Origin of the sequence: Ferrovibrio sp. MS7 (assembly GCF_038404985.1) — a bacterium.
Taxonomy (GTDB): domain Bacteria; phylum Pseudomonadota; class Alphaproteobacteria; order Ferrovibrionales; family Ferrovibrionaceae; genus Ferrovibrio; species Ferrovibrio plantarum.
This window is the reverse complement of record NZ_JBBKBA010000002.1, coordinates 595,722-621,620: the sequence shown is the minus strand read 5'-3', so window position 1 is coordinate 621,620 and position 25,899 is coordinate 595,722. Positions and strand designations below refer to the sequence as shown.

Here is a 25,899-nt window from a genome sequence, read left to right as displayed (position 1 = left end):
CATGGCGATGTTCGCGGAAATCTTCGCCGTCATCGCACCGATCTTCGTGCTGGCCGGCCTGGGCTTCATCTGGGCCAAGCGCGGCCTGGCCTTTCCGATGGATGCCATCGGCCAGCTCGCCACCCATATCGGCACGCCCTGCCTGGTGATTTCCACCCTGCTGAAGGCGGAATTGCCGCGCGCCGAATTGGGCTGGATGGCGCTGTCGGCGGTTTCCGCCACCCTATGCTTCGTGGTCATCGGCTTCTTCGCGCTGCGGCTGCTGGGTTTGCCCTGGCGCAGCTATCTGGCGCCGATGGCCTTCCCGAATAGCGGCAATGCCGGGCTATCGCTCTGCCTGTTCGCCTTCGGCGCACCGGGCCTGGCGCTGGGTCTGGTCTGCTTCGCGCTGAACTCGTTCTGCAATTTCTCCATCGGCCAGGCGCTCTATGCCGGGCGCGGCAACTGGATCGGGCTGCTGCGCGCGCCGGTGATCTATGCCGTGCCGATTGGCGTGCTCGGCAACCAGTTCCAGGTCGAATTGCCACTGTTCCTGATGCGCAGCCTGGAAACCGCGGGCGCCATCACCATCCCGCTGATGCTGCTAACGCTCGGCGTCTCGCTCGCCAGCCTGCGGGTGCAGGATCTGCGCAACGCGCTTACCCTCACGGCTTTGCGTCTCGGCATGGGCTTCGCGGTCGGTCTGGCGCTGACTTGGGCCTTCGGCATGACCGGCGTGGCGCGCGGCGTGCTGATCATCCAATGCGCCATGCCGGTGGCGGTGATCAACGTGATCTTCGCGGTGCGCTATGCCCGCGATGCCACCGCCGTGGCCGGCCTGGTGGTGGTTTCCACCCTGGTCTCGTTCGCCACCTTGCCGCTGTTGCTGCTGATCGCCCTGGGATAGTGGCTGCCTAGCGAGCTACCGCCGAAGCCGGCGGCCTTCATGCAATAGGCCAGGATGGCGCAGCGCAGCCGCGAGGTGAGTGTGTTCTCGCGCCGCGCCGGATCGGCCTGCACCCGGGCCGCGAAGCCATGGCGGTCGAGGCCCTCCAACAGGCAGATATGCTCCAGCGCCTGCCATTCCTGCTGCTCCAGCCGCACGCTGGTCCGCATCAGGCCGAGCCGGATATTGCGGGTGACCAGGCTGGGGCGCACCGGGCGAAGCGGTGCCACCGGGGTTTCGGTTGTGTTTGGAGGGTTTTTAATCTCGTTCATGGGTATACGTTTAGTACATATACGTGCATGATGCAAACAAAAAGTTGTTGATTGACGCGCAAATCCTCTTATGAGCGCAAATAGCAACCCTAAAGTTTTGTTATGACAGGCTTTTTCCCGCTTCGTCCGGGGTGAGGGCGGTCAGCGCCAGGGCGTGCACGCCATCGGCCAGCTCTGCCGCCAGCAGCTTGTAGATCAGCCGCTGCCGCGCCACGCGGTTCTGGCCCTGGAAAGCCGCCGATACCACCCGCACCTCGAAATGGGTTTCCTCAGGCTTCAGCCCCTTCATGCCGGCATGGCCGGCATGGCGGCTCGACTGGTCCTCGATTTCGAGGGCCAGCGGCGCCAGCGCCTCGGTCAGCTTGTGTCGGATACGGTCCTGGATCGCGCCCATGTGACCCGCTTAAGTGGCGTTCGCCGCCCTGTCAAGCGCGGCTTCGCCTTGCCTTGCCCCCGGGCGCTCCCATACTCTTGCGCCATGGCACGGGCACGATCGGCACGGCAGACGCATTTCATCGAGCACGAGGCGGAATCCGCCGAGGGTCTCGGTACGCATCTGCGCACCTGCGACCATCCGGAATGCCGCCGCGAAGGGCGTTTTCCGGCGCCGAAAAGCCGCGAGCCACGCGATGGCCGCTTCTGGTTCTGCCTCGAACATGTGCGGCAATACAATCTCGGCTGGGATTTCTTCCGCGGCATGACGCCGGAAGAAGTCGAGGATTATCAGCGCGAGGACATGCTGGGCCACCGCCCGACCTGGACCTTCGGCACCAAGGCGCCCAGCGGCGAGGAACCGCAGGTCTGGGTCAAGGACGATCTCGGCATCCTGGCCGATGTCGGCATCGTGCTGAATGGCGGCCGGCGCCGCCCCGGGCCGGAGCCGGTTTTCGAGCCGCGCGAGCGCGAGGCCCTGCAGGAGCTGGATTTCGACCTGCAGGCGCTGAAACCGCCGCTGCGCTGGGCCGACATCAAGGCGCAATACAAGCTCATGGTGAAACGCTACCACCCGGACGCCAATGGCGGCGACCGCGAGGCAGAAGAGCGGCTGAAAAGCATCAACCAAGCCTATGCGTACCTGGAATCCCGGGGCTATACTTAGAGCCATCGACCCGGGAAGCCGCAGCCCTCCGCCCAGACGACAAGAAATTACCCGAAACGAGAGTCACGATGACGGCCATTCAGACCAAGCCAGTTTCTTCGCCCTTTGCTGCCGCCGGCATGCCGGACATGCCCGATGTGAAGATTTCCGTGCGCGATGTATTCGGCATCGACAGCGACATGACGGTGCCGGGCTTCTCGCATCGCTCGGAGCATGTGCCCGACCTCGACAGCACCTACCGCTTCGACCGCGAGACCACCCTCGCCATCCTGGCCGGTTTTGCCTATAACCGCCGCGTCATGGTTCAGGGTTACCATGGTACTGGCAAATCCACTCATATCGAGCAGGTTGCCGCCCGCCTCAATTGGCCCTGCGTGCGCGTCAACCTCGACAGCCATATCAGCCGTATCGATCTCGTCGGCAAGGATGCCATCGTGCTGCGCGACGGCAAGCAGGTGACCGAGTTCCGCGAAGGCATTCTGCCCTGGGCGCTGCAATCGCCGGTCGCCCTGGTGTTCGACGAATACGATGCCGGCCGCCCGGACGTGATGTTCGTGATTCAGCGTGTGCTGGAAGTAGAGGGCAAGCTCACCCTGCTCGACCAGAACCGCGTCATCCGTCCGCACAAGGCCTTCCGTCTGTTCTCCACCGCCAACACCATCGGCCTTGGCGACACCACCGGGCTCTATCATGGCACGCAGCAGATCAATCAGGGCCAGATGGACCGCTGGTCGATCGTCACCACGCTGAACTACCTGCCGGCCGAGGATGAAGTCGCCATCGTGGCGGCGAAGTCGCCGAGCTACCAGGATGCGGCGGGCCGCAAGACCCTGTCGCAGATGGTGGCGGTGGCCGAACTGACCCGCGCCGGCTTCATCAACGGCGATATCTCCACCGTGATGAGCCCGCGCACCGTGATCACCTGGGCCGAGAATGCGCGCATCTTCGGCGGTGTCGGTTTCGCCTTCCGCGTCACATTCCTCAATAAGTGCGACGAACTGGAGCGCGCCACGGTGGCGGAATACTACCAGCGCTGCTTTGGCGAGGAACTGCCGGAGACGGCGGCGAAGGTCGACCTGAAGTAACGGGACGCGCGTAGCATGGCCGGCAAGCCGGAATCGCCCATCGAGCCGTTCAAACGGGCGCTTGGCAATGCCACGCGCTCGATTTCGGGCGAGCGCGAATTGCAGGTCACGTTCGGGCCGGAAACCCCGGGCCTGCGCGGCCTGCGCGCCCGCCTGCCGGTGCCGGGCCGCGATCTGCCGGCGGCCGAGGTGGCGCAGTTGCGCGGCTTGGCCGATTCCATGGCTTTGCGGCTGAAGCATCACGACGACAAGCTGCATTCCAAGCTGCTGCCTCAGGGCGGCACCGCGCGCGCGGTGTTCGATGCCGTGGAACAGGCGCGGGTGGAAGCCATCGGCTCCAACCGCATGCCGGGCATGGCGCAGAATCTCACCGCCGCGCTGGAAGATCGCTGCAAGAATCGCGGCTTCCAGAAGGTCAAGGACCGTTCCGAGGCACCGCTGGCCGAGGCCGTGGGCCTGATGGCGCGCGAACGTCTTACCGGCCAGGCCGTGCCGGAAACCGCGCGCACCATGGTGGAGATGTGGCGCGGCTTCATCGAGGAGAAGGGCGGCAGCGATCTCGACCGCCTGCTCGGCTCGCTGCATGACCAGCGCGCCTTCGCCAAGCTGGCGCGCAAGCTGATCAAGGACCTCGACCTCGCCGACGAAGAGAGCGGCGACATGTCGGAGGATGACGAGAATTCCGACCAGGATAGCCAGGGCCAGCAGCCGCAGAGCCAGTCTGAAGGCGAGGACAGCCAGGATGGCGAATCCTCCGCCTCCGGCGAACAGCAGGCGGAAGCCTCCGATGCCGGCGGCGGCGAGGCCGCCGAGATGGAAGCCGAAGCCGGCATGGAGCAGCAGGTCGCTGGCGCGGGCGAGGAGGCCGGCAAGGGCCGCCGCCCGCCGATGGGCGATAATTACGGCGCCAACCGCGAGCAGACCTACAAGGCCTTCACCAAGCAGTTCGACGAGGTGGTGGAAGCCGACGATCTTTGCGATGCCGAGGAACTGGCCCGCCTGCGCCATCATCTCGACCAGCAGCTCAATCACCTGCAAAGCGTGGTCGGCCGGCTGGCCAACCGGCTGCAGCGCCGACTGCTGGCGAAACAGACCCGCTCTTGGGATTTCGACCTCGAGGAAGGCATTCTCGATGCGGCGCGGCTGGCGCGCATCGTTGCCAACCCCACGCTCTCGCTTTCCTACAAGGAAGAGAAGGAAACCGATTTCCGCGATACGGTCGTGTCGCTGCTGATCGACAATTCCGGTTCGATGCGCGGTCGCCCGATCACGGTGGCGGCGATGTGTGCCGATATCCTGGCGCGCACGCTGGAACGCTGCGCCGTGAAGGTCGAAATCCTCGGCTTCACCACCCGCGCCTGGAAGGGCGGCCAGAGCCGCGAGAAGTGGCTGAACGAGAACAAGCCGGCAGCCCCGGGCCGCCTCAACGATCTGCGCCACATTGTCTACAAGGGCGCCGATGCGCCCTGGCGCCGCGCCCGGCGCAATCTCGGCCTGATGCTGCGCGAGGGCCTGCTGAAAGAAAATATCGATGGCGAGGCGCTGATGTGGGCGCATGACCGCCTGCTTGGTCGCCCGGAGCAGCGCCGTATCCTGATGGTGATTTCGGATGGCGCGCCGGTGGATGATTCCACGCTCTCGGTCAATCCCGGCAATTATCTCGACCGCCATCTACGCGAGACCATCGAATGGATCGAGCGCCGCTCGCCGGTCGAACTCACCGCCATCGGCATCGGCCATGACGTGACGCGTTACTACCGCCGCGCTGTTACTATCGTGGACGCCGAGCAACTCGGTGGCGTGATGATGGAGCGTCTGGCGGAATTGTTCGAGGACGATCCCGGCGCCAAGGGTGCCGGCGCTGGCCGCGGTCGCGGACGTTCGCGCGCCGCCTGAAATGTCGGGTTCCATGGAGCCCGCGACTTTTTTACACGCCTTGCCGCATGCTGGCGCCGGCCCAAACTGGGGCGATGCCTAACTGATCTTCTTGATGCTATCGAGCAGCGACCCGAGCTTTGCCCGGGTCGCATTGCTCAAACTATTTGGGCCCGGGTCATTCGAACTCTGGGCATCGGAAGCTGTCGATGCAGGGTCGGCATTGGCGGCTTCCGGCGTCTCTGCCATGTCTTCCGGCGTGCCAAGCAGCGTGTTGATCGTGCCGACCAGTTGCGTCAGGTCGATAGGCTTCGCCACATAGGCATTCATGCCGGCGCCGAGATAGATCGCACGGTCGCCTTCCATGGCATTGGCGGTCAGTGCCACGATGGGCAACTGGCCGACCGGCGGCGGCAGCCGGCGAATGGCGCGGGTGGCGGCCATGCCATCCATCTCCGGCATCTGCACATCCATCAGCACCACGTCATAGGGCGCCGTCTGCACGGCGGTGCAGGCTTCGACGCCATTGTTCACCATGTCGACATGATGGCCGAGGCGGCGCAGCATGGTGGCGATCACCATCTGGTTCACCTGATTATCCTCGGCCACCAGCACCCGCAGCGGGCGGCCAAGCGCGGAACGGCGCAGATCCTCGGCACGCGGCAATTCCGCCTGGCTCGGCGCGATGCCCTCCGGCAGGGTGAGCTGGAACCAGAAGCGGCTGCCTTTCCATTCCTCGCTCTCGGCGCCGATCTGCCCGCCCATCAGTTCGACAAGCTGGCGCGAAATCGCGAGGCCGAGGCCGGTGCCGCCGAAGCGCCGGCTGATCGAGCGGTCAGCCTGGGTGAAATGAGTGAACAGGTCGGAAATCTTGTCGGCGGCGATGCCGATGCCGGTATCCTCGACGCCGACAGTGAGGTCGATCTGGCCATCGCTGCTATGCGCCGCCGTCACCGCGATGGTGACGCTGCCATGATCGGTGAACTTGATCGCATTGCCGACCAGGTTGAAAAGCACCTGGCGGATGCGGCTGGGATCGCCGCGCAGGTAGCGGGGCGTGTCCTCAGCCATGCGCACGGTGAGCGCCACGCCCTTGGTGGTGGCGCGCGGGCCCATCATGAACACGATGCTTTCGATCAGGCGCGGCAGGTCGAAATCCACTTCGTCCAGCCGCACCTTGCCGGCTTCCAGCTTGGAGAAGTCGAGGATGTCGTTCAGCAGCACCAGCAGATGCTCGGCCGATTCACGCGCCGCGCCCAGCAGCTTGCGCTGCTCCTCGTCCAGCGCGGTGTCGCCAAGCAGACCGACCGAGCCGAGTACGCCGTTCAGCGGCGTGCGGATTTCGTGGCTCATCATGGCCAGGAAATCGCCCTTGGCGCGGTTCGCGGCCTCGGCGCGGTCCTTGGCCTGGGCATAGCGGTCGGCGAGATCGCTCAAGCGGGCTGCCTGGTCTTCCACTTGGCGCTTGGCGGCGGCGAGGTCGACCAGGTTGGTTTCCAGCGCGCGCTGCTGTTGTTTCAGCGCCGTGATATCGGTGGCGATGCCGACCAGGCCGCCATCGGCGGTGCGGCGCTCGGCGGTGCGCAGCCAGCGGCCATCGGCCAGCCGCAATTCGGTGCTGCCATTCGCCGGCATCATCTGTTCGCGCTCGGTGAGCCAGGCGTCCACCTCGCCGGGCGCCACATCCACCAGCTTGCCGGCGATGGAGGCGCGCAGGATGTCGGCGAAGGCCATGCCGGGCACCAGCAGATGGCCGATCTCGGCATGGAAATCGCGGAAACGGCTGTTGCACAACACCAGGCGGTGATCGCGGTCGTAGAGCACGAAGCCATCGGAAATGCTCTCGATGGCATCGGCAAGCTGCGTCTCGGCGCGCTTCAGTTCGCTGATGTCGGAAAAGATCGAGATCACGCCGCCATCGGCGATGCGGTGGCGCGTGATGCGCAGCCAGAATCCAGGCCGCGGCTCGGCGATCATCGGCCGGCCATCGGGCTGATGCAGCGATTGCCGCAATTCATGGCGGAAGGCCTGGGCGTCCAGGGCGGGATTGTCGACCAGCCGCTGCCGCAGGATTTCCTCGAACAGCAATTCCAGATGCACGCCGGGCCGCACGATGGCCGGATCATGGCCGCTGATCTCGTAGAAACGGCTATTCGCCATCACCATGCGTTCGTCGGGGCCATAAAGCAGGAAGCCGTCAGGCAGGCTCTCGATCGAATCACGCAGGCGCTGTTCGGCGCGCTTGATGTCCGAGATATCGGCGAAGGTGGCGATCATGCCGCCTTGAGCGATGCGCTGGCGGGTGACGCGCAGCCAGCGGCCGGGCCGGTATTCGATATCCTGAGGCTGACCGGAGGGATTGAGGAAATCCTGCTCGGCCTGGCGGCGCATGCCGGCCTGCAGTTCAGGCGGCACGCCCCAGAGATTGCGCTCCACCACCATGCGGATCAGGTCAAGGCCATGCATGCCGGGCTTGGCCAAGGCCGGATCATGGCCGGAGAAATCGTAGAAACGCCGGTTGGCCAGCACCAGATAGCCATCGGCATCGTAGAGCGCGAAGCCTTCGTCGATGGTTTCGATGGCGTCGCGCAGCCGGTGCTCCGCCTGTTTCAGCGCCGTGATGTCGGAGGTGATGGACACCATGCCGCCATCGCCGGTCGGCGCTTCCGAGATGCGCAGCCAGCGGCCATCGGGCAATTGCCGTTCCACCGAATAGCCGGTCTTTTCGACATGCAGCTTCTGTTCGCGCAACTCCTCCCAGGCGGCAAGGTCGGCGGCATGGGATGGTTTCCCGTCATGCGCTATCGCGCGGCGGATCAGCTCGGCATGATCGCGACCGATCAGGCTGCTATTGCCATCGATGCCGAAATACTCGGTGCTGCGGGTATTGTGCAGCACCACGCGATCCTGTTCGTCGTATAGCACGAAGCCGTCCGGCATGTGCTGCAGGGCGGCGGTCAGGCGTTGCTCAGCGCGTCGCGTCGCCAGCATCTGCCGACGTAGCATCAGGCCAAGCCCGATGGCTACCAGCAAAGCCGCCGCCAGCAACGAGAAATCCGCTATCACATTGCGCCGCCAGTTGCTCAAGGCATCTTCCGGCGCCAGACCGGCGGCTACCACCAGCGGGTAATTGGCGACGCGGCGATAGGCGACATAGCGCGCCCTGCCGTCGCTGCGGCCAGACGAAAGATAGACGCCTTCGCCATGCTGCGGCAGCATCTCGGTGAACAGTTTCAGCCCGGCATCGCTGGAGCCGATATCGATGCCCTGGGGCGTATGGCGCATCAGACGCAGGCCGTCAGTGCGGTAGAGCGACAGCAGCGAATGCTTCTGCGGCTGCAGTTTGGCATAGACATTAGAGAAATATTCCGGCGCCACCGCCACGGCGATGACACCGCCGAAACCGCCATTGGCCCGATCAATGCGACGGCTGGCGCTGATCAGCCATTGTCCGGTAAGGCGGCTCAGCATCGGCGCGCCGATGAATAATCCGGTGTCGTTGCGCTCGACATGGGCCCGGAAATAGTCGCGGTCGGCGAGATTGATCGGGCGCGGCGGATCGGCGCCACTATCCAGGATCAGGTTGCCTTCTGTATCGAATACAATGAAGGACCGGATCTGCGGCAGGTCGGCTATCATGTTCAGCATGCGCCGCCGGACTTCGCTCAGAGGCGCCGCCTGCAGCACGCCGGCATCGGTTACCGCATCGGTGAAATACTGCAGGAACAGGTCGACCCCGGAAAAGGTGCGCGCAGCATGTTCATCCAGAACACGCGCCAATGCCTGCGCCTGTGCTTGCGCCGCGTTGAGATCTTCATCGCGCTGGCGGTGCAGTTGCAGCGCCACCGAGATGGCGAGCATGAACAGCACCAGGCCGAGAAACGCGGACAAGACCAGGGATATATTGCTACGCTTCTGCATGCGCCGGGCGGTACTGCCGCCAGATGAGGAATGGGTGTGTCGAGACTAGCAGAATTATCGCGGTTTAGTGCAATCGGCCTGCTTGCAGTTGTGGTGCTGGTTGTGACCTGGGCTGCACCGGCCTCGGCGCAGGTGCCGGGCCGGGATCCATTGCTGGTTAAGAGCCTTGCGCTTGAACTCAACCCGGAGGCGCCTGCAGAGCACCGGCTGGGGGTATTGGAGTATCTCGGCGGGCTGGTACTGGCCAGCGGGGATGGCCGCTTCGGCGGCTATTCCGGCCTCAGTGTCGATGCCGATGGAGCCGGCCTCTGGGCGGTGTCGGATCGCGGCCATTGGCTGCGGCTGGATTTCGCCCGCGATGCCGCCGGCATTCCCACGGGTATTGCCTCTGCCACGTTGGCGCCGTTGCTGGATCAGGCCGGCAAGCCGCTCACCGGCCGCAGGGCGGATGCCGAGGCGCTGCGCCGCGACCGCAGCGGCGGCTTCCTGGTCAGTTTCGAGCGCGAACACCGGGTCTGGCGCTATGCCAGCCCGCAGGAAAAGCCGGAGCCGGTGCCGATTCCCAGGGAGGTGAACGAATTACCGTCCAATGGCGGCCTGGAATCGCTGGCTATGCTGCCCGATGGCCGTTTGGTGCTGATCGGCGAGGAGGCGCTGTCGGTCCAGGATGCTGTTTCGCCCGTGTGGATCGGCGCTGAGTCGGCATGGCGCCAGCTTGGCTGGCCGCAGTATCAGGGGTTCCGGCCCACCGATGCGGTGGCCTTGCCGGATGGCGGATTGCTGGTGCTGGAGCGGGATTTTCGCTGGGCGGCGGGCTGGGCGGCACGGCTCAGCCGGGTCGGACCAGAGGATTTGAAGGCCAGGCCGGGAACCCTGCTGGTGCCGGCATTGCTGGCGGAATGGGCCAGACCCTATGCCAACGACAATCTGGAAGCCTTGGACCTGCGGCCGGGGCCGGATGGCCGGCCCTGGCTCTATCTGATGTCCGATGACAACCACAGCCGCTTCCAGCGGACGCTGCTGCTGGTGTTCAGATTGCCGGAAAATCAGTAAAAACAAACGCCCGCCCGGGTTTCCCAGGGCGGGCGCGAAACCTGTTCGGCTGCGGCCTTAGGCGGCCTTGGCCAGCGCCTTCTTCACCTGGCGCTTCAGCTTCTTGGCGTCATCCGACAGCTTCGAGTCGGTGGTCTTGACCAGCCAGTTGTCGAGGCCGCCATTATGCTCCACGGAGCGCAGGCCCTGCGCCGAGAGGCGCAGCTTCACATTGCGGCCAAGGGCTTCCGAAATCAGCGTAACAGCATGCAGATTCGGCATAAAACGACGCAGCGTCTTGTTGTTCGCGTGGCTCACATTGTGGCCGAACTGAACACCCTTGCCGGTCACTTCGCAGCGACGAGCCATGACAGACCTCTTTCTGGCAAAATTGCCCAACAAATCCAAAATCGGGCCGGGTTATAGGGGGGCTGGGGCCGCCCGTCAACCAGATTCAGGCCTGAAAAGCCGATCTTGGTTATATCGTTGACTCCGGGAGCCCAAGCCCGTATACAGCGGCACCCTTTTGACCGGGCCCCCGTTGGGGCCCTTTTTACGCTTTTCGACGGAGAGCGGTTGTGAAACGGACTTATCAACCCAGCAAGCTGGTGCGCAAGCGCCGCCATGGTTTCCGCGCCCGCATGGCCACCGTGGGTGGCCGCAAGGTAGTGGCTTCGCGCCGCGCCGCTGGCCGCAAGAAGCTGTCGGCCTGATCCTTTAGGACCGAACGCTCATGGCGACGGGTGGCCTCGAACGGCTCCGCCGCCGGGCGGATTACCTAAGGGTGCAGGGCGCCGAACGGCGCTCGGCCCAGCCCGGCCTGTTGCTGCAGGCCGCGCCTGCCGTGGATCTTCCAGGCCCCCCGGAATTCCAAGGTATTCGCATCGGATTCACCGCGTCGCGCAAGGTTGGCAACGCGGTGTTGCGCAACCGTGCCCGCCGCCGCCTGAAGGCGCTGGCGCGCGAGCTGCTGCAGGCCCATGCCCAGCCCGGCCATGATTATGTGCTGGTGGCGCGCCAGGCGACGCCGGAACGCGCCTATGGCGATCTGCGCCGGGATCTCGAAGCGGCGCTGAAGCGGCTGAAACTGTGGCGTGCGGCGTAATGCAATGAGCGCCGAACCGTCATATTCCGTGGCGGCCCGCCTGGTGGCTCTGCCGATCCAGGCCTACCGGTTGTTTCTCTCCCCCTGGGTGGGGCATAACTGCCGCTTCCAGCCGACCTGCTCGTGCTATGCACTCGAGGCGCTGGAGCGCCATGGTGCCGTGCGCGGCTCCTATCTCACCGTGCGGCGCCTGGCGCGCTGCCAGCCGTTCGGTGCCAGCGGTTTCGATCCGGTGCCTCCCGTGGAGGCGCCGGCCAACAAGGCGGATAGTCAAAAGCATGTCTGATCAGAAGAACCTCATCATCGCCATCGCGCTGTCGCTCGCGATCATGCTGGGTTTCCAGTTTTTCGTGGATGCGCCGCGCCAGGAGCGCATGCGCGCCGAGCAGGCGGCACAGAAGGCCGCCACCACGCAGGTGACGACGCCTGATGGCTCCAGCGCGCCGACCGCTGCGGGTCAGGTGCCGGGGCAGGCGCCGGGCCTTTCAGCAATGCCGAGCGTACCGGGTGCGCCGGTGGTGCCGGGTGCTGCCCGCGAAGCGGTGGTGAACCAGACCCCGCGCGTCACCATCGACGGCAAGCGGCTGCGCGGTTCGATCAATCTGGTCGGTGGCCGCATCGATGATGTGATCCTGCCGGATTACAAGGAGACGCTGGCGCCGGACAGCCCGGCGATCACGCTGCTCTCGCCAGCCGGTTCGCCGCATGCCTATTACGCCGAGTTCGGCTGGACCGCAGCACCAGGCGACACCACCAAACTGCCCGGCGGCCAGACCCGCTGGACCGCCGACCGCGAGGTGCTGAAGCCAGGCGAGACGCTGAACCTGCGCTGGGACAACGGCGAGGGCGTGGTGTTCACCCGCGCCATTTCGCTTGACGACAATTTTATGTTCAACGTCGTGCAGGGCGTCGAGAACAGCGCCGGCAAGCCGCTGACGCTGTTCCCCTATGCGCTGCTGTCGCGCCATGGCCTGCCCAAGACCGATGGCCTCTACATCCTCTATGAAGGCCCGCTCGGCGTGTTCCGTCCCAAGGCGGACGAGAAGGGCACGCTGAAGGAAGTGCCCTATGGCGATCTCGCCAAGGACAAGACTTCGGAATTTGATTCCGTCGGCGGCTGGGTTGGCTTCACCGACAAGTATTGGCTCGCCGCCCTGGTGCCGGGCGTGGAGCAGAATGTGAAGGCGCGCTTCACCCATGCCGGTGCGGCGCCGGCCGAGCGTTTCCAGGTCGATTGGCTCGGCGGCGGTGTCACCGTGCCGGCCGGCGGCAAGGCTGCTTCCTCCAGCCTGCTGTTCGTCGGCGCCAAGCAGACCGAACTGATCAACCGCTACGAGGAGCGCCACCAGATTCCGCGCTTCGACCTGGCCATCGACTGGGGCTGGTTCCCGTATCTCACCAAGCCGATGTTCTTCGGCATCCACTGGCTCTATGGCGCGGTCGGCAATATCGGCATCGCCATGCTGATCCTCACCGTGGTCGTGAAGCTGCTGTTCTTCCCGCTCGCCTACAAGTCCTACGTGGCGATGAGCGCGATGAAGAAGCTGCAGCCGGAAATGCAGCGCCTGCGCGAGCGCCATGGCGAGAATCGCGAGGCGATGCAGAAGGAGCTGATGGAGCTGTACAAGAAGGAGAAGGTCAATCCGGCCGCCGGCTGCTTGCCGATCCTGCTGCAGATCCCGGTCTTCTTCGCGCTCTACAAGGTGCTCTACATCACCATCGAAATGCGCCATGCGCCGTTCTATGGCTGGATCCACGATCTTTCGGCGCCGGACCCGACGTCCTGGATCAATCTGTTCGGCCTGCTGCCTTATGATATTCCGGCGATCTTCGCGGTTGGCGGCCTGCTGCATATCCTGTCGCTCGGCATCTGGCCGATCATCATGGGTGTCACCATGTGGCTGCAGATGCGCCTCAACCCGCAGCCGCCGGATCCGGTGCAGCAGAAGATCTTCGCCCTCATGCCGGTGGTCTTCACCTTCATGCTCGGCTCGTTCGCTTCCGGCCTGGTGATCTACTGGTCGTGGAACAACCTGCTCAGCATCGTGCAGCAGATCATCATCATGCGGCGCATGGGTGTGAAGATCGGCGGCGGCGCCGATCCGGAAGCCGCGAAGAAATAAGATGACACAAACGCCGTATACCGCGGCACAGATCGAGAAGGGCCGGCTGCTATTCGCCGGCCCTTGCGATTTTGTCGCCGGGGCGCAGCGCGCGGAGATGCTGCCCGGCCCCGGTGTGCCGGAAATCGCCTTCGCCGGGCGCTCCAATGTCGGCAAGTCCAGCTTGGTCAACGCGCTGACCGGCCGCAAGACCCTGGCCCGCGTGTCGAACACGCCGGGCCGCACACAGCAGCTCAATTTCTTCGCGCTGGGGACTAAGCTGATGCTGGTCGACCTGCCGGGCTATGGCTATTCCCAGGCCGGCAAGCAGGTGGCCGCGGAATGGACCGGGCTGGCCATCGATTTCCTCAAAGGCCGGCCCAACCTGCGCCGCGTGCTGTTGCTGGTGGATGGCCGCCATGGCCTCAAGGACAGCGATTTCGAGATCATGGAAATCTTCGATCTCTCGGCGGTGGTCTACCAGGTGGTGCTGACCAAGGCGGACAAGGTGAAGCCGGCGGAAGCGGCAGCAAGACTGGCGGAAACCAAGGCCAAGGTGGCCCGCCGGGTAGCGGCGCATCCCGATGTGCTGTTCACGTCCAGCGAGAATGGCACCGGCATTCCCGAGTTGCGCGCCGAACTGGCGGCGCTGGCCTAAGGCTCCGTTACCCTTTATAAAATTCCGCGACTGAGCTCGAGACTGAAAGCCTGACACGGAAACGCCCATGAAAACCGCCGGCCCGAAGCCCCTGGAAGCGCATCTGCAGGATACCGCCAAGGTACTTTCCGAGGCGCTGCCCTATATGCGCCGTTTCCATGGCCAGACCATGGTGATCAAGTATGGCGGCCATGCCATGGGCGACGAGCATCTGGCGCTGGAATTCGCCCGCGACGTGGTGCTGATCAAGCAGGTCGGCATCAATCCCATCGTGGTGCATGGCGGCGGGCCGCAGATCGGCGCCATGCTGGAGCGGCTCAAGATCAAGAGCGAATTCATCGATGGCCTGCGCGTCACCGACCAGGCCACCGTCGAGATCGTCGAGATGGTGCTGGCCGGCTCGATCAACAAGCAGGTTGCCACTGCGATCAACACGGTGGGCGGCATCGGCATCGGCATCTCGGGCAAGGATGGCCGGCTGATCGAGGCGCGCAAACTGCGCCGTAGCGTGCGCGATCCCGGCTCCAATATCGAGAAGCTGCTCGATCTCGGCTTTGTCGGCGAGCCGGTGCGGGTGAACCCGGATATCCTGCGCACGCTGCAGAATTCCGACATCATCCCGGTGGTGGCGCCGATTGGCGTCGGCGAGAATGGCGAGACTTACAACATCAACGCCGATACGGCTGCTGGCGCCATTGCCTCCGCCGTCGGCGCCGCCAAGTTGCTGATGCTTACCGATGTGCCGGGCGTGCTGAACAAGGAAAAGCACCTGATCCCGAAGCTGACGCCGAAAGACGCGCTGATGCTGATGGGCGACGGCACGATTTCCGGCGGCATGATCCCGAAGCTGGAAACCTGCCTGGATGCGGTGCGCGGCGGCGTTGGCGCGGCGCATATCCTGGATGGCCGCATCCCGCATGTGCTGCTGCTGGAGCTGTTCACCGCGCATGGCGTCGGCACCATGCTGGAACGTCCGGCGGTGCAGCCGCGCAAGGACTAGCGGCGCGCGGCTTCTAGCGCGGCGGCTGCCAGAGGCTTAAGAAGCGCTGCACCACGCTGGCGGAATTGTCGGAAGCCAGCGCCATGAAGGTTGCCATCTCGTTGGCGCCTGATTCACCGCCCGCCAGATCGGACAGGCTGCGGAAGGCGATGAACGGCACGCCGTTGGCATAGGCCACCATCGCCACCGCAGCACTTTCCATGTCCAGCACCTGCGCCTTGAAGCTGGCGAACACATAGCGGCGGAAATCGGCATTATCGACAAAGGCCTGGCCCGAGACGCCGTTGCCGCCAACCAGCAGGCGCGGTTTTTGCTCCAAGCAGACATTCGCCGTCGTGCAATGTGCCAGCGGCACATCATGCAGCCTGCGCGCCGCCGCCAGCATACCGGCATCGGCAGCGAACCAGAATTTCTCTTCCGGCTGTTTCAGCCCGGCGCGGCGCACTTCCACGCTGCTTGGAAAGATCATGCCGTAATTCGGCTGTTCGGGTTTTTTCCACGGCGGCAGCGCGTATTTGCCGCCGCCCAAATCGCGCGCGAAGGTGGCTTCCAGATATTGTGCCCATTGTTCCGCCACCACCACATCGCCGATATGAAGCGCCGGATCGACGCCGCCGGCAATGCCGCTGAACACGATGCCGGTGATGTCGAAACGGTCGAGCGCGATCTGCGTCGCCATGGTGGCATTGACCATGGAAATGCCACTCAGGAAGAGCACCACCTTGCGGCCTGACAGTGTCGCGGTGACGAATTCGATGCCGTTCACGTCATGGCTTTTCGCGTCATTGGCGGCGGCTTTCAGTTTCACCCATTCCGGCGCGAAGGCGGAGATCACCGCAATGCGCGGCAGCGGGTCCAGCCGCTCGGCAGCCTGTAGCGGGAAGGTGAAAATCAGCAGCAGGGCAAGCAGCAGAGGGCGCATGGGAGGCTCCGATGTTTGAATCGATCATAGCGTAAGTTGCGGTATCGGGGCAGGCGGTTCTGGCGATTGCCGGCGTGACGCGGCATAGTGCTGGCCTGTTGCAGGAAAGGAATGGAAATGGCTGCTGACACCACCGCCCGCGCCGCCGAGGCTGCCGCGCATCATGGCGGCTTCGATCTGCTGCCGGTGGTGATCCTGCTGGCGGCGGCCGTGGTGGCGGTGCCGCTGTTCCGGCGGCTCGGGCTTGGCTCGGTGCTCGGCTATCTCGCCGCCGGGCTTGCCATCGGCCCCTATGGTGCAGGGCTGTTTTCCGATCCGCAGGCGATCCTGCATGTCGCCGAACTCGGTGTTGTCATGTTCCTGTTCATCATCGGCCTGGAAATGCAGCCCTCCCGGCTGTGGGCGATGCGCGGCGAGATTTTCGGCCTTGGCCTGGCCCAGGTTGGCGCCTGCATCGGCCTGCTGATCTGCGTCGGCCTGGCGCTCGGCTATCCGGTGGCGCAGAGCTTCGTCGCCGGCACCGGCTTCGTGCTTACCTCCACCGCCATCGTCATGCAGATGCTGGAAGAGCGCAAATCCATGGGCCTGCCCAAGGGCAGGCGCATCATCGCCATCCTGCTGCTGGAAGACCTTGCCATCGTGCCGCTGCTGGCGCTGGTTGCCTTCCTGGCGCCGGGCGGCGGCAGCATGAGCCTGATGGATCGCCTGGCCGGCATCGCCGTCGGGCTTGCCGCCATCGTCGGTCTGATCGCCGCCGGGCGCTGGCTGCTCGATCCGATGTTCCGCCTGCTGGCCAAGACGCGGGCGCGTGAGGTGATGACGGCGGCGGCATTGCTGGTGGTGCTGGGTGCGGCATTGGCGATGCAGGCCGCCGGGCTGTCCATGGCGATGGGCGCTTTCCTGGCCGGCGTGCTGCTTTCCGAATCCTCCTTCCGGCACCAGCTCGAAGCCGATATCGAACCCTTCCGTGGCGTGCTGCTCGGGCTGTTCTTCCTTGGCGTCGGCATGGCGCTGGATCTCGCCACGGTGGCGAATAACTGGCGCCTGATCATCATCGCGGTGGCGGCCTACATGGTGCTGAAGACCATCGGCATCTACATCATAGCCCGGCTGTTCCGCGCCAAGCATCGCGAAGCGGTGGAACGTGCCGTGCTGATGGCGCAAGGCGGCGAATTCGCCTTCGTGCTCTACGCCACCGCCGCCAGCGTCGGCATTATCAACGCCGAAGCCAATGCCATGCTCACCGCCATCATCATCATCTCGATGGTGCTGACGCCAGTGATGACTATTCTGCATGACCGCCTGATGCCGGCCGCCGATGATGCCTCCATGGATGGTGTCGAGATGGCGGAGGGCCTGGAGGCCAGCGTGCTGCTGATCGGCTTCGGCCGTTTCGGCCAGATCGTCAGCCAGCCGCTGCTAGCCAACCAATGCTCGATCTCGATCATCGACACGGATACGGATTCGATCCGCGATGCCCGGCAGTTCGGCTTCAAGATCTATTACGGCGATGGTGGCCGGTTGGATATCCTGCGCGCCGCCGGTGCCGACCGCGCGCGGCTGGTGGTCGTGGCGCTGAACGACCGCGAGGCCAGCCTGAAGATTGTGAAGATGGTGAAGGCGGAATTTCCGCTGGTGCCGGTGCTGGCGCGCGCCTTCGACCGCGAGCATGCCAAGGAGCTGATCGAAGCCGGCGTGGATTACCAGATCCGCGAGACTTTTGAATCCGCACTGGCCATGGGGCAGCAGGCGCTGACGGTGTTGCAGGTCGAGGAAAGCGCGATCAACGATGTCCTGGCCGATATACGGCGGCGCGATCTGGAGCGGCTGAATGTCGAGATTGCCGGCGGCGACATGGGAGATGCGGCACGCGAGCTGATGTATGGCAATATCGGGCGCGGAGATCCCGGCAAGCATTGAACGTTAGCTGGGCAGGCTGAGCAGCCAGTCGCGGAAGGCGCCGATCGCCGGTTCGCGGGTGCGGCCTTTCAGGTGCAGCAGGTAATAGCCGCCAGGTCGGCGCACGCGCTGACTGGGCAGTGGCTCCACCAGGCGGCCGTCGCGTAACTCCGTCGCCACGAAGAAATCCGGCACCAGGGCGAGGCCAAGCCCGTTCACCGCCGCTTCGATCGACATGAAGAAATGTTCGAAGGCCGGGCCCTGCTGTGCCATCGGCTGTTTCAGACCGGCCTGGCCGAACCATTCCGCCCAGGCCTCGGGCCGGGTCGAATGGGTCAGCAAGGCATGGCGGCGGATATCCTCGGGCCGTTTCACCGGGCGGCTTTTCAGCAGCGCGGGGGCGCCGACCAGGATCACGGTTTCGGGAAACAGGAAGGTGGCTTCCAGTTCATCGGGCCAGTCGCCGGCGCCGTATTGCAGCCCGACATCGATGGCCTCGCGGGCGAAGTCGATGCGGCGGTCGGCGCTGGTCACGTCCACGGCGATTTCCGGGTGGAGGCGCTGGAATTCCGCCAGGCGTGGCATGAACCAGCGCATGGCGAAGGTTGGCAGCGTGGTAATGGTGAGGCGGTTGGCCGGCCGTCCAGCGCGCGCCACCAGGCGGGTGGCAGCAGTCAGACGGTCGAAGGCATCGGTCAGCGCCGGCAGGTAGGCCGCGCCCATCGCGGTCAGTTCCAGGCCGCGTGGGCCGCGCTGGAAAAGCTGCACGCCGAGATCGGCCTCCAGCTGCTTCACCAGCCGGCTCACCGCGCCCTGGGTGACATGCAGTTCCTGGGCGGCGCGGGTGAAGCTCAAATGCCGCCCAGCGGCGGCGAAGGCGCGCAGGGCGTTCAGCGAGGGGAGGGCTTCACTATGAGAAAAACTCATAACACCGGAGTTTAAATCGATTGTCGCGGCGGCGCCAGCGGCTAAGATCGCTGCCATAACAATCCTCAAGCCCAGCGATTGCCAGGAGCCGCCCCATGAACGCACTGACCCCGACCCAGAAGCCAGCCGGCGCCAGCACGCTGCCGAATGGCGGCCGCCCGATCCGCCCCTTCCATCTTGCCTTCCCGGTGCATGATATTGCCGAAGCGCGCCGCTTCTATGGTGAGCTGCTCGGCTGCCCGGAAGGCCGCTCGGCCGATAACTGGGTCGATTTCGATCTCTTCGGCCATCAGATCGTGGCGCATCTGGCGCCGGAAGAATGCGGCCATGCCAAGACCAGCGATGTCGATGACCATGCCGTGCCGGTGAAGCATTTCGGCGTGGTGCTGACCATTCCGGAATGGAAGGCGCTGGCCGAGAAGATGACTGCCGTCGGCACCAAGTTCGTGATCGAGCCTTATGTGCGCTTCGAGGGCGAAGTCGGCGAGCAATACACCATGTTCTTCCTCGATCCCTCGGGCAACGCGCTGGAGTTCAAGGCCTTCGCCCATGACGAGATGATCTTCGCCAAGTAAGTTCTACAGCAGCCCCATAAGCTGTTCTCCAGATGCAGCCGTTGGCTCCCGTGCCAGCGGCTGCATTTTTTTTCTAGGCTGGCAATACCCTGCCGATGGCGCCGCCTATGGCGCTCCACAGCGCGCCAACCAGGGCGTTCCAGGCTTTTTCCAGCATCACTGCGGCCAAGCCTTTCAGCACGTTGACCAGATTGCGCGCCATGGTCTTGAGGCTGTCGAGGAAGAAGGGCTCAAGGTCCGGCCCGATCTGGCCCGAGGCGATGCCGGAGGCCACCAGGGCGCCTTGCTGCGCCAGGGCCTGCATCTGCGCCTGCGCGAAACCTTGCACCTGGGTCACATCCTGGCCGATGGCGGTGTTCACGGCGCCGGTGAGCTGGCCGACGAGGGCATTCACATCGATTGCGGGCATGTTGCGTCCTCCAATGATCAGCCAGCGGCTATCAGCGCGCCAGCGCCTTTTCGTAGATCAGGGCCTGCTGCATCGAGATGACATACTGGCCCTTGAAGGCCTGCACCTCGATCAGGCTGAGCGCGCGGGTGGCGTGGGTGCTGCGCATGGTCGAGATCGTCTGTGCCAGCAAGGCCACCACGCCGGAGCTCGGTGCCGGCATTGCCTGGATGTCGCTGATCGCCTTGCCGAGCAGGTTGGTGCCGCTGGGCGTCGAGGGCATCGGGCGGCTGTCGATCTGCACCTTGGTGGCTTCCAGCAGCGCGATCAGTGCCGTGTAGTTGGTCTGTGCCGCGGCATAGCCCTGCGGATTGCTCGGGTTCTGTGCCACCTGGTCGAACAGCGCCATGCCATTGGTGTTGGCGGTGCCGAGCGCCTGCACGATGCTCTGGTCATAGGCCGGGGCGAGCTGGGCCTGGCAGCCGCCGAGAAACAGCAGGGCCAAGAGGGCGAGGAAGGGCACCCGAAGGCGATGTCGGATATTCGCCCTGAATACGGGAATATTATGCATAAATACCTCCTATAAGGGCTAATTCGCCTCTTATAGGAGGTATTGTTCCGCCGATCTATGTTTTTCTTATAGGTGGGCCAGCGCCCGCTCCAGGAATTGCTCCGACCATTCCTGCACAAAATGGCCGCCATCGGGCACTTCAATGGGCGGCGGGCAGTTGCGGATCACCTTGTGCAGGCCCTGCATCACCGGGGCGCCCAGCACCGGATCGGCCATGCCGATCACCATCACGCTCTTGCCCTGCCAGTCGTTTTTCCAGAATTCCAGCGCGCGGCGCGAATGCTCGGTGCCCGGTGCCTGCGGATTGTCTGGCACCAGGTTGGGGAAGCGGCGCACGCCGCCCTTGTAGTGCAGATCGGGATAGGGCGCGTCATAGGCGGCGGTTTCCGCCGGCGTCAGGTGCGGGCAGCCGCGCGCGATCAGCTTGCCAATCGCCATGTCCGGATTCTTGTTGTTCCAGGCGCGCCAGTCGAGGAAGCCTTGCGTCAGCGGCCGGTCGCCGGTCGCCAGCGCCGTGTTCATCACGAACAGGCCGCTGAAGCGTTCCGGCATCTTCATCGGAATGGTGAGGCCAAGCAGCCCGCCCCAATCCTGGCAGACCAGCACCACGTTCTGCAGGTTCAGCGCCCGGATCAGCGCGATCAGGCTGTCACGGTGGAAATCGAAGGTATAGACCGCATCTTCGCGCGGCTTGTCGGATTTGCCGAAGCCGAACAGGTCCGGCGCCACCACCCGGTGGCCGGCCGCCACCAGCGGCCCGATCATGCGGCGGTAGAGATAGCTCCAGGTCGGCTGGCCATGCAGGCAGAGGAAGGTCTTGCCGCCATGCTTGCCTTCGTCCAGGTAATGCATGCGCAGGCCATTGGCCTGATCGAGGTAATGCGACTTGAAGGCATAGCCGGGCAGGTTCTCGAACCGCTCGTCCGGCGTGCGCAAGGCTTCGATCATGGCGTCTCTCTCCCTTGTTTATCTTTATGGGAGAAAGACTGAACCTCCGGGCGGCCAAGTCAATGGCCGGCCCGGGTGCCAAATTTGCTTGCTGCCGTTACGGCAGCCTTATTTCTTCTTGCTCTTCTTCTTCACCTTGGGGCGCGCCTTGCCCGGCTTGGCGCGCACCGCCTTGGCATGGGCGGCCATCGCCTTGGGGCCGAAGACGCGGCGGAAGATGGTATCCACATGCTTGAGGTGGTAGCCGAGGTCGAACAGCTCGGCGAGCTGCTTCGGCTTCAGCTTGGCGGTCACTTCCGGCTCGCTTTGCAGCAGCTTGAGAAAGTCGCCGCCCTGGCGCCAGATGGTCATGGCGTGCTTCTGCACCAGGCGGTAGCTGTCCTCACGCGACAGCCCGGCCTGGGTCAGCGCCAGCAGGATACGCTGCGAATGCACCAGGCCGCCGAAGCGGTCCAGGTTCTTCATCATGTTTTCGGGATAGACCACAAGCTTCTCGATCACGCCAGCCAGGCGATGCAGCGCGAAATCGAGATGGATGGTGGCGTCGGGCCCGATGCCGCGCTCGACGGAAGAGTGGCTGATGTCGCGCTCATGCCACAAAGCCACATTCTCCAGTGCCGGAATCACGGCCGAACGCACCAAGCGCGCCAGGCCGGTGAGATTCTCGGTCAGCACCGGGTTGCGCTTGTGCGGCATCGCCGAGGAGCCCTTCTGGCCGGGCGAGAAATATTCCTCGGCTTCCATCACCTCGCTGCGCTGCAGGTGACGGATCTCGGTCGCCAGCCGCTCGATGGAGGACGCGACCACGGCGAGATGCGCGAAATAGGCGGCATGGCGGTCGCGCGGGATCACCTGGGTGCTCACCGGCTCCGGCTTCAGGCCAAGCTGCTTGGCGACATGCTCTTCCACGCGCGGGTCGATATTGGCGAAGGTGCCGACAGCGCCGGAAATCGCGCAGGTGGCCACTTCCTCGCGCGCCAGTTCCAGGCGGCGGCGGGCACGCTGGAATTCGGCATGGTAGCCGGCCAGCTTCAGGCCGAAGGTCACCGGCTCGGCATGGATGCCGTGGCTGCGGCCGATGGTGGGCAGCAGCTTGTATTCGAAGGCGCGCTCTTCCAGTGCCTTCAGCACCCGGTCGCAGCCGGCCAGCAGCAGGTCGGCGGCCTTCACAAGCTGCAGGTTGAAGCAGGTATCCAGCACGTCCGACGAGGTCATGCCCTGGTGCACGAAGCGCGCCGCCGGGCCGACATATTCCGCCAGGTTGGTGAGGAAGGCGATCACGTCATGCTTGGTCTCGCGCTCGATGGCGTCGATCCGCGCGATCTCCCACTTGCCCTTCTTCCACACCTCCTTGGCGGCGGATTTCGGGATCACGCCCAGTTTGGCCTGGGCATCGCAGGCATGGGCCTCGATCTCGAACCACAGCCGGAACTTCATTTCCGGCTCCCAGATGGCAGCCATTTCAGGGCGGGTATAGCGGGGAATCATGCGGGCCTCGTCTGCGGCGGGAAGCGAGGCGGTTTTACTCCCCCGGGCCGGCCAATTCAACGCATCGGAACGGGCGGATTGACGCTTCCGTGCGATTAGGGCAGCGTCCGGGCAACTTCCGGGGAGGTGCCGCCATGGCTGCTGAGAATACTGTTCCGACCATCGACCGCCGCGACCTGGATTTTCAGCTTTTCGAGGTGCTGGATGTGGCCGCCCTGGCCGAGCGGCCCTATTTCGCCGACCATGACCGCGAGACGCTCGGCGCCGCGCTGGATACCGCCCAGAGCATCGCGGCGGCGCATTTCCAGACCCATAACCGCAAGAACGACCTGAACGAGCCGCATTTCGATGGCGCGACCGTGCATATCATCCCGGAAGTGCGCGCGGCTTTGGATCAGTTCATCGCTGCCGGCTTCATGGCGGCGCATCGCGGCTATGACGAGGGCGGCCAGCAATTGCCCTGGAGCGTGATGCAGGGCTGCTTCGCCTGTTTCAACGCCGCCAATATCGGCACCATCGCCTATGCCTTCCTCACCATCGGCGCTTCCAACCTGATCGGTGCCTTCGGCAACGATGAGCAGAAGCGGCGCTATCTCAAGCCGATGACCGAGGGCCGTTTCTTCGGCACCATGTGCCTGTCCGAGCCGCAGGCCGGTTCCGGCCTCGCCGATATCCGCACCCGCGCCGTGCCGCAGCCCGATGGCAGCTATTCGATCAGCGGCAGCAAGATGTGGATTTCCGGCGGCGAGCATGAACTGGCGGAAAACATCGTGCATCTGGTGCTGGCCAAGATCGAGGGCGCGCCGGCCGGCGTGCGCGGCATCTCGCTGTTCATCGTGCCCAAGCGTCATGTGCATGAGGATGGCTCGATCGGCCAGCGCAATGACGTGCAGCTTGCCGGGCTGAATCACAAGATGGGCTATCGCGGCACCACCAACACGTTGCTGTCCTTCGGTGAGAATGGCGCCTGCATCGGCTATCTGGTCGGCGAGCCGCATCGCGGCCTCGACTACATGTTCATGATGATGAACGAGGCGCGCATCGGTGTCGGCCTCGGCGCCACTTCGCTCGGCATCGCCGGCTACCGCTACAGCCTGGATTACGCGCGCCAGCGCCTGCAGGGCCGCGCGCCGGACAACAAGGACCCGGCCTCGCCGCCGCTGCCGATCATCCAGCATGCCGATATCCGCCGCCTGCTGCTGGCACAGAAGGCAGCGACAGAAGGCGCGCTGGCGCTCTGCCTCTATGCCGCGTATCTGGTCGATCTGCAGCATGCGGCAAAGGATGCGGCGGAAAAGCAGCGCGTGTCGCTGCTGCTGGATATGCTCACGCCAATGGTGAAATCCTGGCCCAGCGAATTCTGCCTCGAGGCCAACAAGCATGCCATCCAGGTACTCGGCGGCTATGGCTATACCCGTGATTATCCGGTGGAGCAGTATTACCGCGACAACCGCCTCAACCCGATCCATGAAGGCACCCACGGCGTGCAGGGCATGGACCTGCTGGGCCGCAAGGTGACGATGCAGGGCGGTGCCGGCTTCAAGCTGCTGTTCGAAACCATCCAGGCCGATTGCGCCTTGGCTAAAGCTGTGGCGGAAACCGCCGGCCTGGCGGCTGCGCTGGAAACCGCCCTGGCCCGCGTGGCGGAGACCACCCAGGCGATGCAGCCGGCGGCGAAAGATGGCCGCATCGCGCTCTATCTCGCCAATGCGACCCTGTATCTCGACATGATGGGTCATGTCGTTGTCGCCTGGATGTGGCTGCGTCAGGCGCGGGTCGCCGCCCAGGCGCTGGCCGCCGGCCAGAGTGGCACGGAAGCGGATTTCTACCAGGGCAAGCTGGCGACGGCGCGCTACTTCTACGCCTATGAACTGGGCAAGCTGGATTACTGGCTGCCGTTGCTGGCGCGGCTGGAGCCGGCGACGCTGGAAATGCGTCCCGAGTGGTTCGTCTAAACCAAGATATGATGGCGTAGCCGCTTGGGAAGCGGCAGAGTGGCGGCATCCGTCAGCAAAGGTGCCCCACGCCATGTATGTCATTGTCCCCACCATCGTTCACTCGCTGATCAGCTTCGCTGCGCTTGCCGCCGGCCTGGCGGTGCTGCTGGACCTGCTGCGCAAAGATGATCGCCCGGCAATGGTGAAGCTGTTCCTGCTGACGGCATTTCTCACCTCGGCCAGCGGCTTCCTGTTTCCCGTCACGGAGATACTGCCGTCCCATATCACGGCAGTGATTGCCCTGCTGGTGCTGCTGCCGACCTGGTCCGCGCGCTATCGCTTCCGGCTGCTCGGCGCCTGGCGCTGGGTTTATGCCGGCGGTGCGGTCGCCAGCCTGTATTTCATCGTCTTCGTGCTGATCGTGCAGATATTCATGAAAACCCCGGCGTTGCGCCAGGCGGCGGAAAAGGCCGAACCGCCTTTCGCTATCACCCAAGGCATCGTGTTGCTGATTTTCCTCGCGCTTGGCCTGCAGGCGGTGCGTAAATTCCGCCCGGCATAGCTGTTCCGCTTCAGTGGCAACGGCTATGCTCAACCCATGGCCGACAAGCCGGAAAAACCCTTTCAGCGTTTCAACGCGCCGCGCGGCCTCAATGTCGCGCTTGGGCGGCTGACCAAACCGCTGGTGAAGCAGCGCGGCGCGGTGTTCGGCGACATCCTGTCGCGCTGGCCGGAAATCGTCGGGCCGTTGCTCAGTCCTGACACGCAGCCGGAACGCCTGCTCTACGGCGCGCGCGATGGCCATGGCGCGACGCTGGAAGTCGGTGTGAACGGCGCCCAGGCGCTGGAATTGCAGCATCTGGCGCCGCTGGTGGTGGAGCGCATCAACAGCTATTTCGGGTATCAGGTTGTCGCCGGACTGAAACTCAAGCAGATGCCGATTCGGCCCAAGCCGAGCCAGGCGCGTCCGAGTCGCGTTCCGCGCCGACTCGGGCCGGAGGAGGCTGCCAGGCTGTCCGAACTGCTCTCCGCAATCGAGGATAAAAACCTCCGCCAAGCACTTGAGACTCTTGGCCGATCTCTTCTGAAGCAAGGCTAGCTGCGCCTTATTGGTGCCAGATTCCTGTGGATAAGAAACGAGTTGGGTTGAAGGCCCGTCGTTGAAATCCA

At 64.4% G+C, this 25,899-nt stretch carries 26 protein-coding genes; 16 read left to right on the top strand and 10 right to left on the bottom strand.

All coding sequences use genetic code 11. From position 1 onward, the window contains the following. The first annotated feature begins 1 nt into the window (after nucleotide 1). Nucleotides 2-886: an AEC family transporter gene (locus V6B08_RS16175; protein WP_341982731.1), complete on the top strand. Its 885-nt coding sequence runs from the start codon at nucleotides 2-4 to the stop codon at nucleotides 884-886. Here V6B08_RS16175 and V6B08_RS16170 read toward each other — a convergent pair. Together V6B08_RS16170 and V6B08_RS16165 are read right to left on the bottom strand one after the other, a co-directional pair. Next, nucleotides 787-1,155, bottom strand: a complete 369-nt coding sequence (locus V6B08_RS16170; RefSeq protein ID WP_341982729.1) for a ribbon-helix-helix domain-containing protein — start codon at nucleotides 1,153-1,155, stop codon at nucleotides 787-789. The two genes, V6B08_RS16175 and V6B08_RS16170, sit on opposite strands and share 100 nt — an antisense overlap. A 142-nt stretch (nucleotides 1,156-1,297) precedes the next feature. After that, a complete protein-coding gene (locus V6B08_RS16165; protein ID WP_341982727.1) occupies nucleotides 1,298-1,591 on the bottom strand; it encodes a BolA family protein in 294 nt (97 codons plus the stop codon). 84 nt (nucleotides 1,592-1,675) lie between these two features. On the opposite strand from V6B08_RS16165, the gene V6B08_RS16160 reads away from it, so the two are divergent. The 3 genes from V6B08_RS16160 (at nucleotide 1,676) to cobT (ending at nucleotide 5,277) form a co-directional block, all read left to right on the top strand. Continuing rightward, nucleotides 1,676-2,296: a J domain-containing protein gene (locus V6B08_RS16160; RefSeq protein ID WP_341982725.1), complete on the top strand. Its 621-nt coding sequence runs from the start codon at nucleotides 1,676-1,678 to the stop codon at nucleotides 2,294-2,296. 119 nt (nucleotides 2,297-2,415) lie between these two features. Beyond that, nucleotides 2,416-3,381: a cobaltochelatase subunit CobS gene (cobS, locus tag V6B08_RS16155; protein ID WP_341983506.1), complete on the top strand. Its 966-nt coding sequence runs from the start codon at nucleotides 2,416-2,418 to the stop codon at nucleotides 3,379-3,381. A gap of 15 nt (nucleotides 3,382-3,396) precedes the next feature. Next, the gene (gene cobT, locus V6B08_RS16150) at nucleotides 3,397-5,277 is read left to right on the top strand and encodes a cobaltochelatase subunit CobT (protein WP_341982723.1); all 1,881 of its coding nucleotides are present in this window, start codon (nucleotides 3,397-3,399) and stop codon (nucleotides 5,275-5,277) included. Between the two features lie 78 nt (nucleotides 5,278-5,355). Here the strand turns inward: cobT and V6B08_RS16145 are convergent, their stop codons facing one another. Continuing rightward, a complete protein-coding gene (locus tag V6B08_RS16145; RefSeq protein ID WP_341982721.1) occupies nucleotides 5,356-9,177 on the bottom strand; it encodes a PAS-domain containing protein in 3,822 nt (1,273 codons plus the stop codon). Between the two features lie 93 nt (nucleotides 9,178-9,270). Here V6B08_RS16145 and V6B08_RS16140 point away from each other — a divergent pair, with 93 nt between their 5' ends. Continuing rightward, nucleotides 9,271-10,230, top strand: a complete 960-nt coding sequence (locus V6B08_RS16140) for an esterase-like activity of phytase family protein (protein WP_341982719.1) — start codon at nucleotides 9,271-9,273, stop codon at nucleotides 10,228-10,230. A 57-nt stretch (nucleotides 10,231-10,287) separates the two neighbouring features. Here V6B08_RS16140 and rpmB read toward each other — a convergent pair whose 3' ends face one another. Continuing rightward, a complete protein-coding gene (rpmB, locus tag V6B08_RS16135) occupies nucleotides 10,288-10,578 on the bottom strand; it encodes a 50S ribosomal protein L28 (protein ID WP_341982717.1) in 291 nt (96 codons plus the stop codon). A 209-nt stretch (nucleotides 10,579-10,787) separates the two neighbouring features. Between rpmB and rpmH the strand changes: the two genes are divergently transcribed. The 6 genes from rpmH to argB all read left to right on the top strand — a co-directional run bounded on the left by rpmH (nucleotide 10,788) and on the right by argB (nucleotide 15,074). Continuing rightward, complete coding sequence (gene rpmH / locus V6B08_RS16130) at nucleotides 10,788-10,922, top strand: 50S ribosomal protein L34 (RefSeq protein ID WP_341982715.1); 135 nt, start codon at nucleotides 10,788-10,790, stop codon at nucleotides 10,920-10,922. A gap of 20 nt (nucleotides 10,923-10,942) precedes the next feature. Continuing rightward, complete coding sequence (gene rnpA, locus V6B08_RS16125) at nucleotides 10,943-11,314, top strand: ribonuclease P protein component (protein ID WP_341982713.1); 372 nt, start codon at nucleotides 10,943-10,945, stop codon at nucleotides 11,312-11,314. A gap of 4 nt (nucleotides 11,315-11,318) precedes the next feature. Beyond that, entirely contained in the window at nucleotides 11,319-11,600 is a 282-nt protein-coding gene (gene yidD / locus V6B08_RS16120; protein WP_341982711.1) for a membrane protein insertion efficiency factor YidD, read from the top strand. Further along, nucleotides 11,593-13,437: a membrane protein insertase YidC gene (gene yidC, locus V6B08_RS16115; RefSeq protein ID WP_341982709.1), complete on the top strand. Its 1,845-nt coding sequence runs from the start codon at nucleotides 11,593-11,595 to the stop codon at nucleotides 13,435-13,437. Before yidD ends, yidC begins: the two co-directional genes overlap by 8 nt. Before the next feature lies 1 nt (nucleotide 13,438). Beyond that, nucleotides 13,439-14,074 carry a ribosome biogenesis GTP-binding protein YihA/YsxC gene (gene yihA / locus V6B08_RS16110; protein ID WP_341982707.1) on the top strand — a complete coding sequence of 212 codons (636 nt, stop codon included), beginning with the start codon at nucleotides 13,439-13,441 and terminating at the stop codon, nucleotides 14,072-14,074. Between the two features lie 67 nt (nucleotides 14,075-14,141). After that, entirely contained in the window at nucleotides 14,142-15,074 is a 933-nt protein-coding gene (gene argB / locus V6B08_RS16105) for an acetylglutamate kinase (RefSeq protein WP_341982705.1), read from the top strand. A gap of 13 nt (nucleotides 15,075-15,087) precedes the next feature. Here argB and V6B08_RS16100 read toward each other — a convergent pair whose 3' ends face one another. Then, nucleotides 15,088-15,996, bottom strand: coding sequence for a 5'-methylthioadenosine/S-adenosylhomocysteine nucleosidase (locus V6B08_RS16100; protein ID WP_341982703.1), 909 nt, complete (start codon nucleotides 15,994-15,996; stop codon nucleotides 15,088-15,090). Nucleotides 15,997-16,113: 117 nt separating this feature from the next. Between V6B08_RS16100 and V6B08_RS16095 the strand changes: the two genes are divergently transcribed. Further along, a complete protein-coding gene (locus V6B08_RS16095; RefSeq protein ID WP_341982701.1) occupies nucleotides 16,114-17,916 on the top strand; it encodes a monovalent cation:proton antiporter-2 (CPA2) family protein in 1,803 nt (600 codons plus the stop codon). Nucleotides 17,917-17,919: 3 nt separating this feature from the next. Here V6B08_RS16095 and gcvA read toward each other — a convergent pair whose 3' ends face one another. Further along, entirely contained in the window at nucleotides 17,920-18,822 is a 903-nt protein-coding gene (gcvA, locus tag V6B08_RS16090) for a transcriptional regulator GcvA (RefSeq protein ID WP_341982699.1), read from the bottom strand. A 95-nt stretch (nucleotides 18,823-18,917) separates the two neighbouring features. Between gcvA and V6B08_RS16085 the strand changes: the two genes are divergently transcribed. After that, nucleotides 18,918-19,397 carry a VOC family protein gene (locus tag V6B08_RS16085; RefSeq protein ID WP_341982697.1) on the top strand — a complete coding sequence of 160 codons (480 nt, stop codon included), beginning with the start codon at nucleotides 18,918-18,920 and terminating at the stop codon, nucleotides 19,395-19,397. A gap of 73 nt (nucleotides 19,398-19,470) precedes the next feature. On the opposite strand, the gene V6B08_RS16080 is transcribed toward V6B08_RS16085, so the two are convergent. From V6B08_RS16080 to purB, 4 genes are all read right to left on the bottom strand, one after another. Beyond that, nucleotides 19,471-19,806 carry a hypothetical protein gene (locus tag V6B08_RS16080; protein WP_341982695.1) on the bottom strand — a complete coding sequence of 112 codons (336 nt, stop codon included), beginning with the start codon at nucleotides 19,804-19,806 and terminating at the stop codon, nucleotides 19,471-19,473. A 31-nt stretch (nucleotides 19,807-19,837) separates the two neighbouring features. Further along, nucleotides 19,838-20,356: a hypothetical protein gene (locus V6B08_RS16075; protein ID WP_341982692.1), complete on the bottom strand. Its 519-nt coding sequence runs from the start codon at nucleotides 20,354-20,356 to the stop codon at nucleotides 19,838-19,840. Between the two features lie 66 nt (nucleotides 20,357-20,422). After that, nucleotides 20,423-21,304: a haloalkane dehalogenase gene (locus tag V6B08_RS16070; protein ID WP_341982690.1), complete on the bottom strand. Its 882-nt coding sequence runs from the start codon at nucleotides 21,302-21,304 to the stop codon at nucleotides 20,423-20,425. Between the two features lie 108 nt (nucleotides 21,305-21,412). Next, entirely contained in the window at nucleotides 21,413-22,792 is a 1,380-nt protein-coding gene (gene purB / locus V6B08_RS16065; RefSeq protein ID WP_341982688.1) for an adenylosuccinate lyase, read from the bottom strand. A 134-nt stretch (nucleotides 22,793-22,926) separates the two neighbouring features. Between purB and V6B08_RS16060 the strand changes: the two genes are divergently transcribed. The 3 genes from V6B08_RS16060 to V6B08_RS16050 all read left to right on the top strand — a co-directional run bounded on the left by V6B08_RS16060 (nucleotide 22,927) and on the right by V6B08_RS16050 (nucleotide 25,828). Next, entirely contained in the window at nucleotides 22,927-24,747 is a 1,821-nt protein-coding gene (locus V6B08_RS16060) for an acyl-CoA dehydrogenase (RefSeq protein ID WP_341982686.1), read from the top strand. Between the two features lie 73 nt (nucleotides 24,748-24,820). Beyond that, nucleotides 24,821-25,291 carry a hypothetical protein gene (locus V6B08_RS16055; RefSeq protein ID WP_341982685.1) on the top strand — a complete coding sequence of 157 codons (471 nt, stop codon included), beginning with the start codon at nucleotides 24,821-24,823 and terminating at the stop codon, nucleotides 25,289-25,291. Between the two features lie 36 nt (nucleotides 25,292-25,327). Continuing rightward, nucleotides 25,328-25,828: a DUF721 domain-containing protein gene (locus V6B08_RS16050; protein WP_341982683.1), complete on the top strand. Its 501-nt coding sequence runs from the start codon at nucleotides 25,328-25,330 to the stop codon at nucleotides 25,826-25,828. Nucleotides 25,829-25,899 lie beyond the last annotated feature (71 nt).